Origin of the sequence: Mycobacterium ostraviense, assembly GCF_002705925.1 — a bacterium.
Lineage (GTDB): Bacteria > Actinomycetota > Actinomycetes > Mycobacteriales > Mycobacteriaceae > Mycobacterium > Mycobacterium ostraviense.
On sequence record NZ_NKRE01000001.1, the window covers coordinates 622186 to 638715 of the forward strand.

At 66.9% G+C, this 16530-nt stretch carries 12 protein-coding genes and 2 pseudogenes; 9 read left to right on the plus strand and 5 right to left on the minus strand.

What is annotated here, in order from left to right:
- Positions 1 to 139 precede the first annotated feature (139 nt).
- Positions 140 to 1201: pseudogene (locus CDN38_RS02650) on the plus strand (hypothetical protein).
- Positions 1202 to 1275: 74 nt separating this feature from the next.
- Positions 1276 to 3930 (plus strand): circularly permuted type 2 ATP-grasp protein, encoded by a 2655-nt coding sequence (locus tag CDN38_RS02655; RefSeq protein WP_075511479.1) that lies wholly within the window; start codon positions 1276 to 1278, stop codon positions 3928 to 3930.
- Here CDN38_RS02655 and CDN38_RS02660 read toward each other — a convergent pair.
- From CDN38_RS02660 to aspS, 4 genes are all read right to left on the minus strand, one after another.
- On the minus strand, positions 3927 to 4964 hold the full coding sequence (locus CDN38_RS02660; RefSeq protein WP_075511487.1) for a zinc-binding metallopeptidase family protein: 1038 nt from the start codon (positions 4962 to 4964) through the stop codon (positions 3927 to 3929). The genes CDN38_RS02655 and CDN38_RS02660 overlap by 4 nt on opposite strands.
- Positions 4957 to 5913 carry a transglutaminase family protein gene (locus CDN38_RS02665; protein ID WP_420865957.1) on the minus strand — a complete coding sequence of 319 codons (957 nt, stop codon included), beginning with the start codon at positions 5911 to 5913 and terminating at the stop codon, positions 4957 to 4959. Before CDN38_RS02665 ends, CDN38_RS02660 begins: the two co-directional genes overlap by 8 nt.
- Before the next feature lie 122 nt (positions 5914 to 6035).
- Positions 6036 to 7091 carry an FUSC family protein gene (locus CDN38_RS02670; RefSeq protein WP_075511478.1) on the minus strand — a complete coding sequence of 352 codons (1056 nt, stop codon included), beginning with the start codon at positions 7089 to 7091 and terminating at the stop codon, positions 6036 to 6038.
- 52 nt (positions 7092 to 7143) lie between these two features.
- The gene (aspS, locus tag CDN38_RS02675) at positions 7144 to 8928 is read right to left on the minus strand and encodes an aspartate--tRNA ligase (RefSeq protein WP_075511477.1); all 1785 of its coding nucleotides are present in this window, start codon (positions 8926 to 8928) and stop codon (positions 7144 to 7146) included.
- Positions 8929 to 8969: 41 nt separating this feature from the next.
- Between aspS and CDN38_RS02680 the strand changes: the two genes are divergently transcribed.
- The 7 genes and pseudogenes from CDN38_RS02680 to CDN38_RS02710 all read left to right on the plus strand — a co-directional run bounded on the left by CDN38_RS02680 (position 8970) and on the right by CDN38_RS02710 (position 15502).
- A complete protein-coding gene (locus tag CDN38_RS02680) occupies positions 8970 to 9899 on the plus strand; it encodes an oxidoreductase (RefSeq protein WP_082277202.1) in 930 nt (309 codons plus the stop codon).
- Between the two features lie 187 nt (positions 9900 to 10086).
- On the plus strand, positions 10087 to 10287 hold the full coding sequence (locus CDN38_RS02685; protein ID WP_075511476.1) for a hypothetical protein: 201 nt from the start codon (positions 10087 to 10089) through the stop codon (positions 10285 to 10287).
- Positions 10288 to 10331: 44 nt separating this feature from the next.
- A complete protein-coding gene (locus tag CDN38_RS02690) occupies positions 10332 to 10847 on the plus strand; it encodes an SRPBCC family protein (protein WP_075511475.1) in 516 nt (171 codons plus the stop codon).
- Between the two features lie 42 nt (positions 10848 to 10889).
- Entirely contained in the window at positions 10890 to 11774 is an 885-nt protein-coding gene (ypfJ, locus tag CDN38_RS02695) for a KPN_02809 family neutral zinc metallopeptidase (RefSeq protein ID WP_075511474.1), read from the plus strand.
- A gap of 7 nt (positions 11775 to 11781) precedes the next feature.
- Positions 11782 to 12987, plus strand: a complete 1206-nt coding sequence (locus CDN38_RS02700; RefSeq protein ID WP_075511473.1) for a cytochrome P450 family protein — start codon at positions 11782 to 11784, stop codon at positions 12985 to 12987.
- A 439-nt stretch (positions 12988 to 13426) separates the two neighbouring features.
- Positions 13427 to 13669 (plus strand): annotated as a pseudogene (locus CDN38_RS32810) (class I SAM-dependent methyltransferase); the annotation flags it as partial.
- Positions 13670 to 14506: 837 nt separating this feature from the next.
- Entirely contained in the window at positions 14507 to 15502 is a 996-nt protein-coding gene (locus tag CDN38_RS02710; RefSeq protein WP_075511471.1) for a YVTN family beta-propeller repeat protein, read from the plus strand.
- A gap of 124 nt (positions 15503 to 15626) precedes the next feature.
- Here the strand turns inward: CDN38_RS02710 and CDN38_RS02715 are convergent, their stop codons facing one another.
- Positions 15627 to 16508: a dihydrodipicolinate synthase family protein gene (locus CDN38_RS02715; protein ID WP_180276403.1), complete on the minus strand. Its 882-nt coding sequence runs from the start codon at positions 16506 to 16508 to the stop codon at positions 15627 to 15629.
- Between the last annotated feature and the right edge of the window lie 22 nt (positions 16509 to 16530).

Here is a 16530-nt window from a genome sequence, read left to right on the forward strand (position 1 = left end):
GTCGCACGCGCCGGGGTCGCCACCCGGAAAAAGGAGCACCACCAACCCGCGCGCCTCCGGCCCACATTTGCTAAGTTCCGGTTTGCTAATTCCACACGCATGCCAGGCGAGAGCGAACGACCAGCCACTTAGGACAGCGATGAGCCAGCCGCCAGAACACCCAGGCACTCCGGCCGACCCCCAGGGCGGCGATAACAGCACCGCGGGCTACCCGCCGCCTCCCCCGCCGCCGGGTTACGGGACCACGCCGCCGCCGGGTTACGGCGCGCCGCCGCCTCCCCCGCCCGGTTACGGGAGACAGGAGTAGCCGCCCGGCTACGGCCCGCCGCCGGGCGGCTACTCGGCTCCCGGCTACAGCGCTCCGCCCCCGCCTCCCGGATACCGCCCGCCGGGAGCACCTGCGCCGGGCTACCCCCCTCAGCCGGGTTTCGGGGGACCGCCGAAGTCGGGCTTCAGCGTTGGCGAAGCGATCAGTTGGGCGTGGAACAAGTTCACCAAGAACGTCGCGGCGTTGGTCGTGCCGCTGGTCATCTACGGCCTGGCGATGGTCGCGGTGATCGGTATCCCGCTGGCGATCGCCTTCGCGACCGCGGAGACCACGACGACCACCGTTGTCGACTACGACTACAGCTACCACAGCACGTCCGCACAGTTTTCCGCGATCGGCTGGATCCTCACGATCATCGGCTACATCGCGGTGTTCTTCGTGGCCGTCTATATGCACGCCGGACTTACCACCGGCTGCCTTGACATTGCCGACGGCAAGCCGGTGAGCATCGGAACGTTCTTCAAACCCCGCAATGTGGGCACAGTGCTGCTGACCGCATTGTTGCTGGCCATCGGGGCGATGATCGTGTCATGCACTATTGTCGGGCCGCTCGTCTTGGCTTTCTTCGCCCAATTCGCCGTTGCGTTCGTCGTCGACAAATCCCTGTCGCCGATCGACTCCATCAAGGCCAGCATCGCGACCGTTCGCGGCGAACTCGGAAACAGCGCGCTGTCCTGGCTGGTGCAGTATGCGGCCGTGCTGATCGGCGAACTCGCATGCGTGGTCGGCATGGTCGTCGGCGTTCCGGTCGCCGCGCTGGTCCAGGTCTACACCTACCGCAAGCTGACGGGTGGCCAGGTGGTGCCGGTCGAGCAGTCGGCGCCCCCGGGCGGGTTTCCGCCGGGACCGCCGCCGGGGCAGCAGTACGCATAAGCCCAGCCGGAACCAGCGGGTTCGGCGCAGCGAACGCTGTGTAGGCGAGGGCAGTCCCTGATGTTGCGGCAGTAATGGCGCCCGCCGACGTGACGTGGGGAACGGGTCGACCAGTGGCCGATGCCGACCACCTCCTCGACGGTTACCGCACCGCGCGAGCCCAGCAAGCTCTCTTCGACCTGCGTGACGGTCCCGGAACCGGCTACGACGAGTTCGTCGACGCCGACGGGAAGGTGCGGCCAGCCTGGACGGAGCTGGCCGACGCCGTCGCCGAGCGCGGTAGAGCGGGCCTGGACCGGCTGCGCACGGTCGTGCACAGCCTGATCGACCACGACGGCATCACCTACACCGGTGCCGATTCCACGCGCGACGAGCACAGCGCCCACGGCCTGGAGCCCGGACCTTGGCGACTGGACACGCTGCCGCTGGTGGTGTCAGCCGAGGACTGGGCCGTCCTGGAGGGCGGCCTGGTGCAGCGGTCCCGCCTGCTCAATGCCGTGCTGGCGGACCTCTACGGAGCCCGCAGCCTGCTCACCGAGGGGGTGTTGCCCGCCGAGTTGGTATTCGCCCATCCCGGTTATGTGCGCAGGGCCAACGGGATCACCGTCCCGGGGCACCAACTTTTCCTGCACGCCTGCGACCTCAGCCGGATGCCCGACGGCAGCTATCAGGTCAACGCCGACTGGACGCAGGCGCCCTCGGGCGCAGGTTATGCGCTGGCCGACCGGCGGGTGATCGCCCACGCGATCCCGGACCTGTACGAAAGGATCGCGCCGCGGCCCACGACACCGTTTGCCCAAGCGTTGCGGCTGGCGTTGATCGACGCGGCTCCCGACGTCGCCCAAGACCCGGTGGTGGTGGTGCTCAGCCCCGGCATCTATTCCGAGACGGCCTTCGATCAGGCGTATCTGGCGACGCTGTTGGGTTTCCCGCTGGTGGAAAGTGCGGACCTGGTGGTGCGCGACGGCAAGCTGTGGATGCGCTCGCTGGGCACCCTCAAACGCGTCGACGTGGTGTTGCGCCGCGTCGACGCCGACTACGCCGACCCGCTGGATCTGCGCGCCGATTCCCGGCTCGGCGTGGTCGGTCTGGTGGAGGCCCAGCACCGCGGCACCGTGACCGTGGTCAATACGCTGGGCAGCGGCATCCTGGAAAACCCCGGCCTGCTGCGGTTTCTGCCCGAGCTGGCCCGGCGCTTACTGGGCGAAGAACCATTGCTGCCGACCGCTCCGGTCTACTGGGGCGGCATCGCCAGTGAACGCTCACACCTGCTGGCCAATCTCTCGTCGCTGCTGGTCAGATCCACAGTCGACAGGAAAACCCTTGCCGGGCCGGCGCTTTCGTCTCGGCAGCTGGCCGACCTGGCGGCGCGTGTCGAGGCGATGCCGTGGCAGTGGGTCGGCCAGGAGTTGCCGATGTTCTCCTCGGCGCCCACCGACCACGCCGGGATGCTGACCTCGGCCGGCGTCGGCATGCGGTTGTTCACGGTCGCCCAACGCGCCGGTTATGCGCCGATGATCGGCGGCCTGGGCTACGTACTGGCGCCCGGCTCGGCCGCATACATGCTGAAATCCGTTGCGGCAAAGGACGTTTGGGTGCGCCCCACGGAGCGGGCGATTGCCGAGGCGGTGACGGTCACCACGTTGCCGCCGTCGCTCATGCCACCGGCCAAGACGGGCGCGGGCACCCGTGCGGTCAGCTCCCCGCGGGTGCTGTCGGACCTGTTCTGGATGGGGCGTTACGGCGAGCGCGCCGAGAACATGGCGCGGTTGCTGATCGTGGCCCGCGAGCGCTATCACGTCTTCCGTCACCAACAGCACACCGAGGAAAGCGAGTGCGTGCCGGTGCTCATGGCCGCGCTCGGCCAGATCACCGGCACCGACACCGGAGCCGCTCACGACCACGCCGAGATGATCGCCGTCGCCCCCTCCATGCTGTGGTCGATTACCGTGGACCTGGAGCGGCCGGGATCCCTGGTCCAGTCGGTGGAAGGGCTGACGTTGTGTGCCAGGGCGGTGCGCGACCAGCTGTCCAACGACACCTGGATGGTGCTGGCCGGCGTGGAGCGCGCCGTCGCGTTGCGGTCGGACCCGCCGCAGTCACTCGCCGAGGCCGACGCCCTGCTCGCCGAGGCTCAGGCGCAGACCTTGGCCGGGATGCTGACGCTGTCCGGGGTGGCCGCCGAGTCGATGGTGCGCGACGCGGGCTGGACGATGATGGACATCGGCAAGCGGATCGAGCGGGGCCTGTGGCTGACCGCACTGCTGGCAGACACCCTGACCACGGTTCGCGGCGTGGCCGCCGAGCAAACCATCATCGAGTCGACGCTGGAGGCCTGTGAGTCCTCGGTCAGCTACCGGCGCCGGACCGTGGGCAAGGTCAGCGTCGCCGCGGTGACCGACCTGATGCTGTTCGACCCGCAGAACCCGCGGTCGCTGGTGTATCAGCTGGAGCGGCTGCGGGCCGACCTCAAGGACCTTCCCGGCTCGTCGGGGTCGTCGCGTCCCGAGCGGATGGTCGACGAGATCAACACCCGGCTGCGCCGCTCGGATCCTGGCGAGCTGGAGGGCGTGGTCGACGGGCGCCGCGCGGAGCTGGCCGACCTGCTGACCGCGATACATGCCGCGCTGCGCGACGTCGCCGACGTGATCACCGCAACACAGTTGAAGCTGCCCGGGGGCATGCAGCCGCTGTGGGGGCCCGAGGAACGGCGGACGATGCCGGCCTAACCCGGCCCGGCCGACATCACCTCGTCGATGACGCTATGGATGAACCGCATCTTGTCCAGGACGACGGCCGGCAGCACGAAGGGGTACAGGTCGTCGCGGCCCATCGACCGGTTCACCATGTTCAGCGACCACGACAACGGCAGCCACATGTCGATGATGGCGGGAAAAGCGCTGGGGCCCAATGCCGGCCGGTCGAAGGTTGCCGACGCCGGGGCAAAACCGCACCAGGCCGCGGTGTCCAGGGCATCGCGGATGTGCAGGTAGTGGGCAAACGTCTCGGCCCAATCCTCGGCGGGGTGCATGGCCGCATACGACGACACATAGCTGTCCTGCCAACCCGGCGGTGCGCCGTCGCGGTAATGCCGGTCCAGCGCCTGCTGGTAGTCGGCGTCCGGGTCGCCGAACAACTCGGTGAACCGCGCTCGGTAGTCGCCGGACGGGTCGATCAGCCGGTAGAAGTAGTAGTGCCCGATCTCGTGGCGGAAGTGGCCGAGCAGGGTCCGGTACGGCTCGTCCATCTCTACCCGCAGCTGTTCGCGGTGGACGTCGTCGCCCTCGGCCAGGTCCAGTGTGATGACGCCGTCGGCGTGTCCGGTGATCACCTGCTCGTGCGCACTGGACAACAGCCGAAACGCCAGCCCGTGGTCCGGATCCTCGTCGCGTCCGACGATCGGCAGCTTCAGCTCGTGCAGCTCCGCCAGCAGCCGCCGTTTGGCGGCCTCCGCGCGGGCGAACCCGGCCAGACCCACGGTGTCGTTGTCATTGGGCCGCTCGATGGTCAGCGCGCACGACGCGCACAGCCCCTCTTCGTGGTCGACGGGAATGAGCCAATTGCATTGGGCCAGATGAAGATTCGTGCACAGTTGATACTCGTCTGCGGGCACCGCCCCGGTGTGCCCGGTGGCGCCGCGCTCGGCGATCACCAGCAGTGCCATCTGGTCGAGAGAAAAACCCAGCGCACTGCCGCAGGACAGGCACACGGAGTTCTCGAAGGTCAGGCGCTGGCCGCAGCGCGGACAGTGGAAGTCACGCATCGAGCGCATCACCGCCGAACGGCACGACGTCGACGCCGACGTCGATCACGGTGTGCTCGGAGTTGGTGTAGATGATGCCGCGCAACGGCGGCACGTCCGCGTAATCACGGCCACGGCCGACCACGATGTAACGCTCGTCGATCAGTTGGTCGTTGGTGGGATCGAGGCCCAGCCATTCGAACTGACCCGGCTGTTGGGGCGTCCACACCGCGGTCCAGGCATGGGTAGCGTCAGTACCGATCATCCGATCCTTTCCCGGCGGCGGGTCGGTAGCCAGATAACCGGACACGTAACAGGCTGCCAGCCCGTTGGCGCGCAGGCAGGCGATCGCCAGTCTGGCGAAGTCTTGGCATACCCCTTCCCGGGCGGCTAGCACCTGGTCGACTTTGGTGGAGACGGTGGTCGACCCGGAACGGTAGGTGAAGTCGGTATAGATCCGCGTCGTCAGCTCGCGCAGTACCTCGACCAACGGGCGGCCCGGAACGAAGCTGGGAGCGGCGTACTTTCGCACCTCGTCGGTGATCTCCGGCGGGTCCAAGTCCAGCGCGAAGTCGACTGCCAGCGCACCCCGCGGCGCACCCGGCCGGGCGGCCTCCCACGGCTGCAGCGCCGGACCGCTGGTGTAGAGCCCGAAGGCCGGCGGCGCCACGTCGACGATGGAGTCGCCGGTAATGGTCAGGGACCGGTGCGGTTGGGTGACATGAAAATACGAACTGATGTTGCCGTAGGTGTCCCGGCTGGTGGAGCTGTCGGCGGGGGCGGGATCGATGGTCAGCTGGTGTGCGACACAGCGCTGGCGCGACGAGCTGCGCGGGGTGAGAAACCCGCGGCCGTAGGAGCTGGTCACCACGTCGGAGTAGCGGTATTCGGTGCGGTGCGTGACTCGATAACGCTTGACGGCCGGCGAGTCGAACCGCGCGTCAGAAGGCCCATCAAACGGCAGGGACAATAGTTCGCTCCTGACTTCTCGACGCCCAACCCGCGGCCCCACGCCGGCCGCGGGACGAATCCCGCACCACCGGCACCCTATCGCCGAACACCAGCACGCCGTCCCGAAGGAGCCGGCAGACCTTACCTTCGCGGGCTGGGGAGGTCGATCAGCTCCTGTAGGTCGTCGGCGCAGGCGCAGACGATGTCGGCGAGTACCACCTGATTCTTGTCGCGGGCCCCGGCTTCCAGTTCCCCTGCGCGGTCTCTGGCGGCGGTCGCGTGTGCGCTGGCCGCCGCGGGTTCGTTGTCGGCAAGGGCCATGCCTGCGGCGAGCTCGGTCAGGGCGATGTGCAGCGGACGCGGGACTTGCCCCTGGTGAAGCCGGGTGACCGCACGAGATAGCTGCAGCACGCCGCTGACCAGCATCGCCAATCGCGCCGACTGTTGTTCGATGACGAGCGAGGTGTTGCGCGCAGTCCAGCGGCGCGGAGCTCTGGTGGCCACGACCGCGGTGGTGCGGGCCTCGCCCAGCCTGCTGAGCTGGTCATGCAGCCGGTCGAACGCTGACATCGGCCAGTCCGCAGCGGCGCTGGAAGGATCATCCAGCACGTCGGCCACCTCGACCAGCGTGTCGTGCAGGGCCGCCAACACATCGGCGCGGGCATCGCACAGGATCTGCACCGGGTCGGGCGGAAACAACAGCACGGCGAACACCAGAGCCAGGCCACCGCCGATGACCGCGTCGAACAGCCGCTCGGCTACTACACCGGCGGTATCGGCGAATACCAGCACCAGCACCGACGACACCGCGGTCTGGTTGACGAACATCAGGCCTTGGGCAATGAAGCCGCGTCCGCTCAGCACCGCGACGCACAGCGCGACGAAGACTGCCACCGTCATAGTGGTCGGTCCGGTGCCCAGAAGCGCGTGCACCCCGGCTCCCAGCACGATCCCCAGAGCCACCCCGATGATCATCTGCGCCGCGCGTCGGGCCCGCAGAACATTGGTCGCCGACATGCACACCACGGCCGAGATCGGCGCGAAGAACGGCTGCCGGTGGTGCAGCAGGTCATGGGTCAAATACCAGGCCAAGCCGGCGGCCACCGAGGTCTGGGTGATCGGCCACACCACGGCACGCAGCCGCTGCACTGCCGCGGGGCCGCCGTCAGCCACCAGGGCAAGCCGCGAAGTCCTCATCAGGCTTGCTTACCGCAGGGCGGAACGCGCCCTACAGCCGCGTAGGCCAACGCTAGGCCCGGTCAACCGGTTTGGGCTTGGCGTCAATTCCGGATTCCTTGCGCTGCTGGGCGGTGATCGGGGCGGGCGCGTTGGTCAGCGGGTCGACGCCGCCGCCGGTCTTGGGGAACGCGATCACCTCACGGATCGAGTCGGCCCCGGTCAGCAGCGCCGTGATCCGGTCCCAACCGAACGCGATCCCGCCATGTGGCGGGGCACCAAACATGAAGGCTTCCAACAGGAAACCGAACTTCTCTTCCGCCTCCGCCTTGTCCAGACCCATCACCGCGAACACCCGCTCCTGGACGTCGCGGCGGTGGATACGCACCGAGCCGCCGCCGATCTCGTGGCCGTTGCAGACGATGTCGTAGGCGTCGGCCAGCACGCTGCCCGGATCGGAGTCGATGCGGTCCTCGAACTCGGGCTTGGGCGCGGTGAACGCGTGGTGCACCGCCGTCCACGCCCCCGAGCCGACCGCGACGTCACCGGCGGCCGTGGCCTCGTCGGCGGGCTCGAACAGTGGCGGATCGACCACCCAGACGAACGCCCAGGCATCGGGGTCGATGAGGTCGAGCCGGTGGGCGATCTCGCTGCGCGCCGCCCCCAGCAGGGCCCGCGACGACTTCGGCGGTCCCGCCGAGAAGAAGATGCAGTCGCCGGGTTGGGCGCCGACATGGCCGGCCAGACCGTCGCGTTCACTATCGGACAGGTTCTTGGCCACCGGGCCACCCAGCGTGCCGTCCTCGCCGACCAGCACGTAGGCCAGCCCGCGGTGCCCGCGCTGTTTGGCCCACTCCTGCCAGCCGTCCAGCGTCCGGCGCGGCTGCGACGCCCCACCGGGCATCACCACGGCGCCGACGTACGGCGCCTGGAAAACGCGAAATGTGGTGTCTTTGAAGAACTCCGTACACTCGACAAGCTCGACACCGAACCGCATGTCGGGTTTGTCGGATCCGAAGCGCCGCATGGCGTCGGCGTAGCTGATCCGCGGGATCGGCGTCGGAATCCGGTAGCCGATCAACTCCCATAGCGCCGTCAGGATCTCCTCGGAAATCGCGATGACGTCTTCGGCGTCAACGAAACTCAGCTCCATGTCGAGCTGGGTGAATTCGGGTTGGCGGTCGGCGCGGAAATCCTCGTCCCGGTAGCAGCGGGCGATCTGGTAGTAGCGCTCCATCCCGGCCACCATCAGCAACTGCTTGAACAGCTGCGGGCTCTGCGGCAAAGCGTAGAACGAGCCGGGGTGCAACCGGGCCGGCACCAGGAAGTCGCGCGCCCCTTCGGGGGTGGAGCGGGTGATCGTCGGGGTTTCGATCTCGACGAAGTCGTGCCGCGCCAGCACGTCGCGGGCTGCGGCATTGACTTTGGAGCGCAATCGAATTGCCGACGCCGGGCCGTCGCGGCGCAGGTCGAGGTAGCGGTATTTCAACCGCAGCTCCTCCCCCGCGGGCTCGTCGAGCTGGAACGGCAGCGGCGCGCATTCGCCGAGCACCGTCAGTGAGTTCGCGTTGACTTCGACATCGCCGGTAGCGATCTCGGGGTTGGCGTTGCCTTCCGGGCGGATATCGACGACACCGGAGACCGCGACGCAGAACTCGGCCCGCAGCCGGTGCGCCTGAGCCAGCACTTGAGTGTCCTGGGGGTCGCGGAAGACGACCTGCGCCACGCCGGAGGCGTCGCGCAGATCGATGAAGATGACCCCGCCGTGGTCGCGGCGCCGAGCCACCCAGCCGGCCAACGTCACCTGCTGCCCGGCGTCGCGATCCCGTAGTGAACCAGCGCCGTGGCTGCGCAGCACAAGACTCCCTTTCACGCGGTCGGAATGACTGCCCAGTCTAAATGGCCGCCGCCGTGGCCCGACGAACCCGGTACTTTTGGCTCATCGCATCCAACATCGCTGTGGTCGGTCCCGGCGCCGTCGGCACGACGGTCGCCGCGCTCCTGCACGCGGCCGGGCACCGGGTGCTGCTGTGCGGCCACACCCCTCGGGACGGCATCGAACTGCGGCCCGATGGCGCGGAACCCATCGTGGTGCCCGGCCCGGTACACACCGACCCTGCCGACATCGGCGGCCCGGTCGAGGTGGTGATCCTGGCGGTCAAAGCCACCCAGAACGAGGATGCACACGGCTGGCTGGCCCGCCTCTGCGACCAGCGCACCGTGGTGGCCGTGCTGCAGAACGGGGTGGAACAGGTCGAGCAGGTGCAGCCGCACTGCCGGTCGTCGACCGTCGTGCCCGGCAGCGTGTGGTTTTCCGCCGAGACCCAACCGCAAGGCTGGGTGCGGTTGCGCGGCGAGGCCGCGCTGGTGCTGCCGACCGGGGCGACGGCGGAAGCCCTGGCCGAACTGCTGCGTGGCGCGGGCGCCCGGGTGGACTGCGACCCCGATTTCACCACCGTGCTGTGGCGCAAGCTGGTGCTCAACGCGCTGGCCGGATTGATGGCGCTGTCCGGGCGGCGGTCCGGAATGTTCCGCCGCGACGACGTTGCCGCGTTGTCCCGCCGCTATGTCGCCGAATGCCTGGCGGTCGCGCGCGCCGAGGGTGCCCGGCTCGGCGACGACGCGGTCGAGGAGATGGTGAATCTGTTCCGGTCGGCTCCCGAAGACATGGGCACCTCGATCCTGGCCGACCGCGAAGCGCACCGACGTCTGGAGTGGGACCTGCGCAACGGCGTGATCGTCCGCAAGGCCCGGGCTCACGGGCTGGCGACCCCGATCAGCGATGTGCTGGTGCCGCTGTTGGCCGCGGCCAGCGACGGCCCGGGTTGACCGATCGGTCATCGTGAAGCGCCGCGCGTAGGTTTCGGTTATCGTCCGAGTCAAAGAAGCGATTGTCTTTGTCGCGGTGAAAGCTGGTACATAGCGGTGGGTTTCGGGCACCATCGAAGTTCGATTACATCGTGCGGACGGTGCCCAAGTCCGCACTGACATCAGCTATGCGAACGGGAGTTTCCACATGACGGATCGCAAGGTCGGACTCAAGCCGGTCGGCGCCGGGATCGCCATTGCAGCGATGGGTGTCGCGGCCGCTGCCGTCCTCAGTCACGACGAGAACGACCGCACACACGCGACAACCCACGAGGTCTTGTTTCAAGAGACGCACGCGTCGATCCGCTCGGCGTGCTTCCCGATTGTCGCCGACAACATCCCCGACTGAGAGACCAATCAACGGCCGACATGGCTGTGGCTAATGTCTAACCCGTGTTTCCCTGCGAGCGCGTCGGGCTGACCTTTCTCGACCCGGATTCCGATGAGGCGCCCTACCTGTTCCGCAACAGCGTCGACCTGAGCATCACCCCGGAGCAGCTGTTCGAGGTGCTCGTCGACGCGGACGCCTGGCCGCGCTGGGCGTCGGCGATCAAGAAGGTGACCTGGACCAGTCCGCAGCCCTTTCACGTCGGCACCACCCGCACCGTCGACATGCACGGGGGTATGGAAGCCAATGAAGAATTTCTGGTCTGGGAACCGGGGCGCCGCATGGCATTTCGGTTCAACGAATGCTCGAACCAGGCGGTCGCCGCGTTCGCCGAGGATTACCGCGTCGAGGTCATCCCCGGTGGCTGCCGGCTCACCTGGACCATGGCACAAAAGCCCGCCGGCCCGGCGGTCCTGGGCATGTTCTTGTTCCGGCCGCTGCTGAACCTGGCGCTGCGCCGGTTTCTTGCCAACCTGCGCAGGTACACCGACGCGCGGTTCGCCACCGGGAGGCAGGGTTAGGCTGGTTCGACCCGGTAGGCGGTCGGGATTGGGGAGCACGCGATGACCTTCAACGAGGGTATGCAGATCGACACCAGCACCGCGTCGTCGTCGGGCGGTTTCCCGGGCGGGCGGATGGCCATCGGCGGTGGCATCGGCGGGTTGCTGATCGTGGTGGTCGCCCTGTTCCTGGGAGTCGATCCGGGCGGCATCATGAGCCAGCAACCGGTCGACAACCGCGAGGCCGTGGCACCCGGCTTCGACTTGAGCCGGTGCAAGACCGGCGCCGATGCCAACAAATACGTGCAGTGCCGGGTGGTGGCCACCGGCAATTCCCTGGACGCGGTATGGAAGCAGTTGATGCCCAACCGCTACACCCGCCCGCATCTGCGGCTGTTCAGTGGTCAGGTCAGCACCGGTTGCGGACCCGCCAGCAGCGACGTGGGGCCATTCTACTGTCCGGTGGACAAGACCGCGTACTTCGACACCGACTTCTTCCAGGTGCTGGTCACCCAATTCGGTTCCAGCGGTGGACCATTCGCCGAAGAATACGTCGTGGCCCACGAATACGGCCATCACGTGCAAAACCTGCTGGGGGTGCTCGGCCGCGCCCAGCAGGGCGCCCAGGGCGCCGGCGGCAACGGGGTGCGCACCGAGTTGCAGGCCGACTGCTACGCCGGCGTCTGGGCGTACTACGCGTCGACCGTCAAACAACAGAGCACCGGAGTTCCCTACCTGCAGCCGTTGAGCGACAAGGACATTCAAGACGCACTCTCGGCCGCGGCGTCGGTCGGCGATGACCGCATCCAGCAGCAGGTGAACGGACGCACCAACCCCGAGACGTGGACACACGGCTCGTCGGCGCAGCGGCAGAAGTGGTTCACCATCGGCTATCAGACCGGCGACCCCAACAAGTGCGACACCTTCACTGCCACCGACCTGGGATAGAGCCGGGTTGATCAGCCACCCGATCACGGTAGGGACGGCGGAGTTCAACGCCGACCAGCACCGCTACTACGACTGGATGCGCCGCAATGCCCCGGTCTACCGCGGGCGGCTGGCCCTGCGGCCACCCGACCGGGATGTCTATTTCATCTCCCGTTACCAAGACTGCGTGGACGTGGTCACCGACCCGCGGATCCGGCGCGTCGTGGAGGGCGCCGAACACCTCCCGTTGCCCGAAGCCATCCGCATGCTCACCACTGGCACCATGGTGTACCAGGACGATCCCGCGCACCTGCGGCTGCGCAAGCTGGTCAGCCGGCCGTTTACCCCACGCGCCATCGCGCGCCTTGGCGATCGGGTACAGACCGTCACCCGTGTTGTGCTCGACGGGTTCAAGGCAGGACAGCGGATCGACGTGCAACGCGACTATGCGTTGCCGATCCCGACCACGGTGATCAGTGAGATGGTCGGCATACCCGCTCAGGATCGGTCCGCCTGCTACGACTACATCGACTCGCTGTTCGAGATGATGTTGGCCGGCGGCACCGAGGGCGCAGCGCAGCGGATGGACGAGTTCGTCGACTATCTGCGGGATCTGGTCCAACAGCGTCGCGGCGACCCGGCGCAAGACATCATCACCACGATGATTGAGGCCAGCGAGGACGGCGACCGGCTATCGGACGACGAGATCATCGCGATGGTGTTCCTGCTCATCACCGGCGACTATCAAACGACCCCAAACGTGATCACCAACGGAATAGCCGCCCTGCTCACCCACCGCGAACAGCTGAGCCTGCTACAGCGACGACCCGAGCTCATCGGCAGCGCCGTCGAAGAGGTCCTGCGGTACACCGGCACTGTCGGCAGCACCGAGGCGACCACGTTCGCCGCTGAGGACATCGTCGTGCACGGCGTCACCATTCCGCGCGGAGCGATGGTGGTGCCGCTGCTGACATCTGCCAACCGCGACCCCGCCGAGTTCGACGATCCCGACCGCTTCGATATCACCCGCACGCCCAACAACCACCTGGCCTTCAGCCGTGGTAGTCACTTCTGTCTGGGCTCACACCTGGCGCGGATGGAAGCCCGCATCGCGATCGCCGGTTTGATCACCCGGTTTCCTGGCCTGACCTTGGGTGTAACCCCGGAGGAGCTGCGCCTCGAACCGATCCCGCTGCTCAATCGACACGCCGAGCTTCCCGTCACGCTGGGATAACACTCACCCGTCAGGCGACAGGCGACGTGTCCCCCATCTGGGGGACACGTTTCTTACCCAGCAAGGGGATACACATTGGCTAAATGTGTAACGACAATCGGAGATGTTGATAGATACGGATCATTGATCAAGAAAGGAGATTGATCGTGTCCCACGAGCTCTTGTTCAATGCCGATGAGACGACCTACGCGTTGATCTCGTTCATCGTCGACTGACGATGACCATCGGTTGGATCCACTAGCCGACACGGCCAGCGGGAGTTTGATCGGCAGGTCCCGGATAATTCCCGCTGGCCCGGCGGCGCACGACAGGACAGCAGGTACATCGCATGCCCAGCAGCGGCCAACCGGGTTCCGGCGGCCCGATAACCTCCGACGGCAGCGTGGTCGAGATCTACCGCCGGGTGTCAGGGGACGCCGAGGTGCAGGTCATTGCCGCAATGCTCAACCCGGCAAGCTCGGTGTTGGACCTGGGATCCGGTGTCGGCCGAATCGCTAATCCGCTGTCCGAACTCGGCCATCAACTCACCGCGGTGGACGACTCCGCCGACATGCTTGCCCATGTCCGGCCTGGGCGGACGGTCCAGGCCCGCATCGAGCACCTGCGGCTTGCCGAGAAATTCGACGCCGTCCTGCTGGCCAGCAGCTTGATCAACTATCCGGGTGTCGAATTCCGCAGGCGCCTCCTGGCGACCATCGCCCACCACCTCAAGCCGGACGGCAAGGCCATCATCCAGTGGCGACCATTAGAGTGGTTCGCACAGCGACCACCGGGTAGTTACCAGCGGTCCGATGGTCAGATACTGCAGACCATGACGATCCTCAGCAACCAGGACGGGACTGTCGTCGGAGAGTTCACCCTGGACTACGACGGAAAGAGTCTGACCCAAGCGTTCGAAGCCCATCACCTGGCAGCCGACGACCTCGAAGCCTTGCTCAAAGAGGTGGGGATGCGACTAGACACCGCTGACCCGGACTCGTCGGAATGGCTGGTGGCGACACCACAACGTAGAACGAACTAGTCCCGCATCCTCAGGGTCAACGGAAGGCGCCTTTCGGTGCACGTCAGCCCGTCCCGGCGGCCTAGACTGCTGATTCCGATGGCTTCGGGTCGAATCTCGTGCGCGGGCAGAATCTGATGACATCGATGACGGCGGAAAGCTTTTACCCGGCCGCCGGCCGCAGGCCGCAGGCCGCAGAAGTAGGGAAGCTAACTCATGGTGACGTGCGAGAACGGCCACCAAAACCCCGACGACTGCCTTTTCTGCGTGGAGTGCGGAGCCCCGATCGTGCCCGCTATGGTGCTCTGCCCAGCGGGCCACCTTACTTTGGCGAATCAGCCCTTCTGTGGAGATTGCGGTGCCCCGATCACAGGTGCGGGACCGTCAGTCGCGGCCGGCATTATTTATGCGAACCTTCAGGAGGAATCCGGCATCGGGCCGTGGTTTCGGAAGGTGTGGGGGTCTCGGAAGAACGCCAAGGTCAGACGCATAGCCATCGTCGTTGGGAGTTTTCTTCTTGTGGGCGCCATTGTCGCGCTTGCATTTTCGGTGATCGACTCCGGCCACGAGCACGCCGGCACCAGCACTGCACCGGGGGCCGCACCGGGATCGACGGCGCCGGTCACGCACCTGGTCACCGCAACCGTGGCCGTCGGCTCCCTCCCGAATGGAGTAGCGGTCGATTCTGGCACCCGCACCGTCTACGCCGTCAACCACACGGTCCGCGGCACGGTGTCGGTGATCGACGGAACGACGCACACGGTCACAGCCACCGTGCCCGTCGGCGGCAGTCCGGTCGGGACAGCGGTGGATCCAGGCACCCACACTGTCTACGTCACCAACAACGACGACGACACGGTGTCGGTGATCGACGGGAATACGCACACCGTCACCGCCACCGTGCGGGTGGGTAACGGCCCGTTCGGGGTGGCGGTGGATCCGGAGACCCACACCGCCTACGTCACCAACGCCTTCGACACTTCCGTGTCGGTGATCAACGGGAATACGCACACCGTCACCGCCACCGTGCGGGTGGGTAACGGCCCGTTCGGGGTGGCGGTGGACCCGGACACCCACACCGCCTACGTCACCAACAGCGGCGACGGCACCGTGTCGGTAATCGGCGGGTCCGCATACACCGTCACCGCCACCGTGGCTGTCGGCAAGCGACCGTACGGGGTGGCGGTGGATCCCGGCACGCACGAGGTTTACACCGCCAACTCGGACGGCCATACGGTGTCGGTGATCGACGGGAGGACGAACACGGTCATCGCCACCGTGCCCGTCGGCACGAAACCGTGGGAGATTGCGGTGGATCCGGGCACGCACAGCGTCTATGTCACGAACTACGACAAGGACGCAACACTGTGGGTAATCGACGGGAAGGCGAACACGGTCGCGGTCACCCTGGCCGTCGGCAAGTACCCGTGGGGGGTCGCGGTGGATCCGGACATCCACACCGGATATGTCACAAGCTACCTGGACGGAACGATGTCGGTGATTGAGGCCAGATAGACAACATGTTTGACATCGACAGCGGCGATGAGGTCAACAATGACTTTTGATAGTCCTCCGCGCACCGACCACCGGCGCAGAGTCGAAAGTCACCTCAGCTGCGGCACCGAAGTCCCGACGAGCGTTACCCGCCGGCCAGCAAGTCCCGCAACTCGGCCCGCCCCCGCTCGTCAAGCGGCAGCAACGGCGCACGCGGACCCCCGACCGGGAAACCCAGCAGCTCGAGACCGGCCTTCACCGTGGTCGGCAGGCCCCCGGCGACGATGAACTGCAGCAGCGGCTTCAGGTCGTCGTAGAGCAGCTGGGCTTTCTCGAGGTCGTCGCGGCGCACTGCCTCGTAGAGGTCGATGCAGGGCTGCGGCCGCAGGTTGGGGGCGGCCGTACACCATCCGGCCGCCCCGGCCCGCAACGCGTCCAGCACCAGCGGGTTGCTGCCGTTGCAGAAAGGAAGCTGGCCGTCACTGAGTTGGGCGATGCGGTGCATCCGGGACAGATCGCCGGTGGATTCCTTGACCATGGTGAGGTTTTCGATGTTGTCGAACATGGTGACCAGGAGTTCGGGGCTCATGTCGACGCCGCTGGTGGCCGGATTGTTGTAGGCCATGATCGAGATGCCGATCGCGTCGCCGATGCTGCGGTAGTGCTGGGCGATCTCGCGTTCGGTGAGCTTCCAGTAGGACACCGGCAGGATCATCACCGCGTCGGCGCCAGCCCTCTCGGCGCACCGGGCACGCCGAATGGTCTCGGCAGTGGTCACATCCGAGACGCCGACAATCACCGGCACCCGCCGATCGACGGCCGAAATGGTGGTGTCGACCACGACGTCGAATTCCGACTCGTCGAGGTAGGCCAGTTCACCGGCGCTGCCCAGCGGGGCAATGGCGTGCACGCCGGAGCTGACCAGGCGATCGACCAGAGCCGCGAGCCGGGCGGTGTCGATCCCGCCGGTTGACTCGGGCGCGAACGGCGTCACCGGGTAGGCGATGATCCCGTGGATCTTGGGCATGGCTGGTTGGGCCACAGCGAAG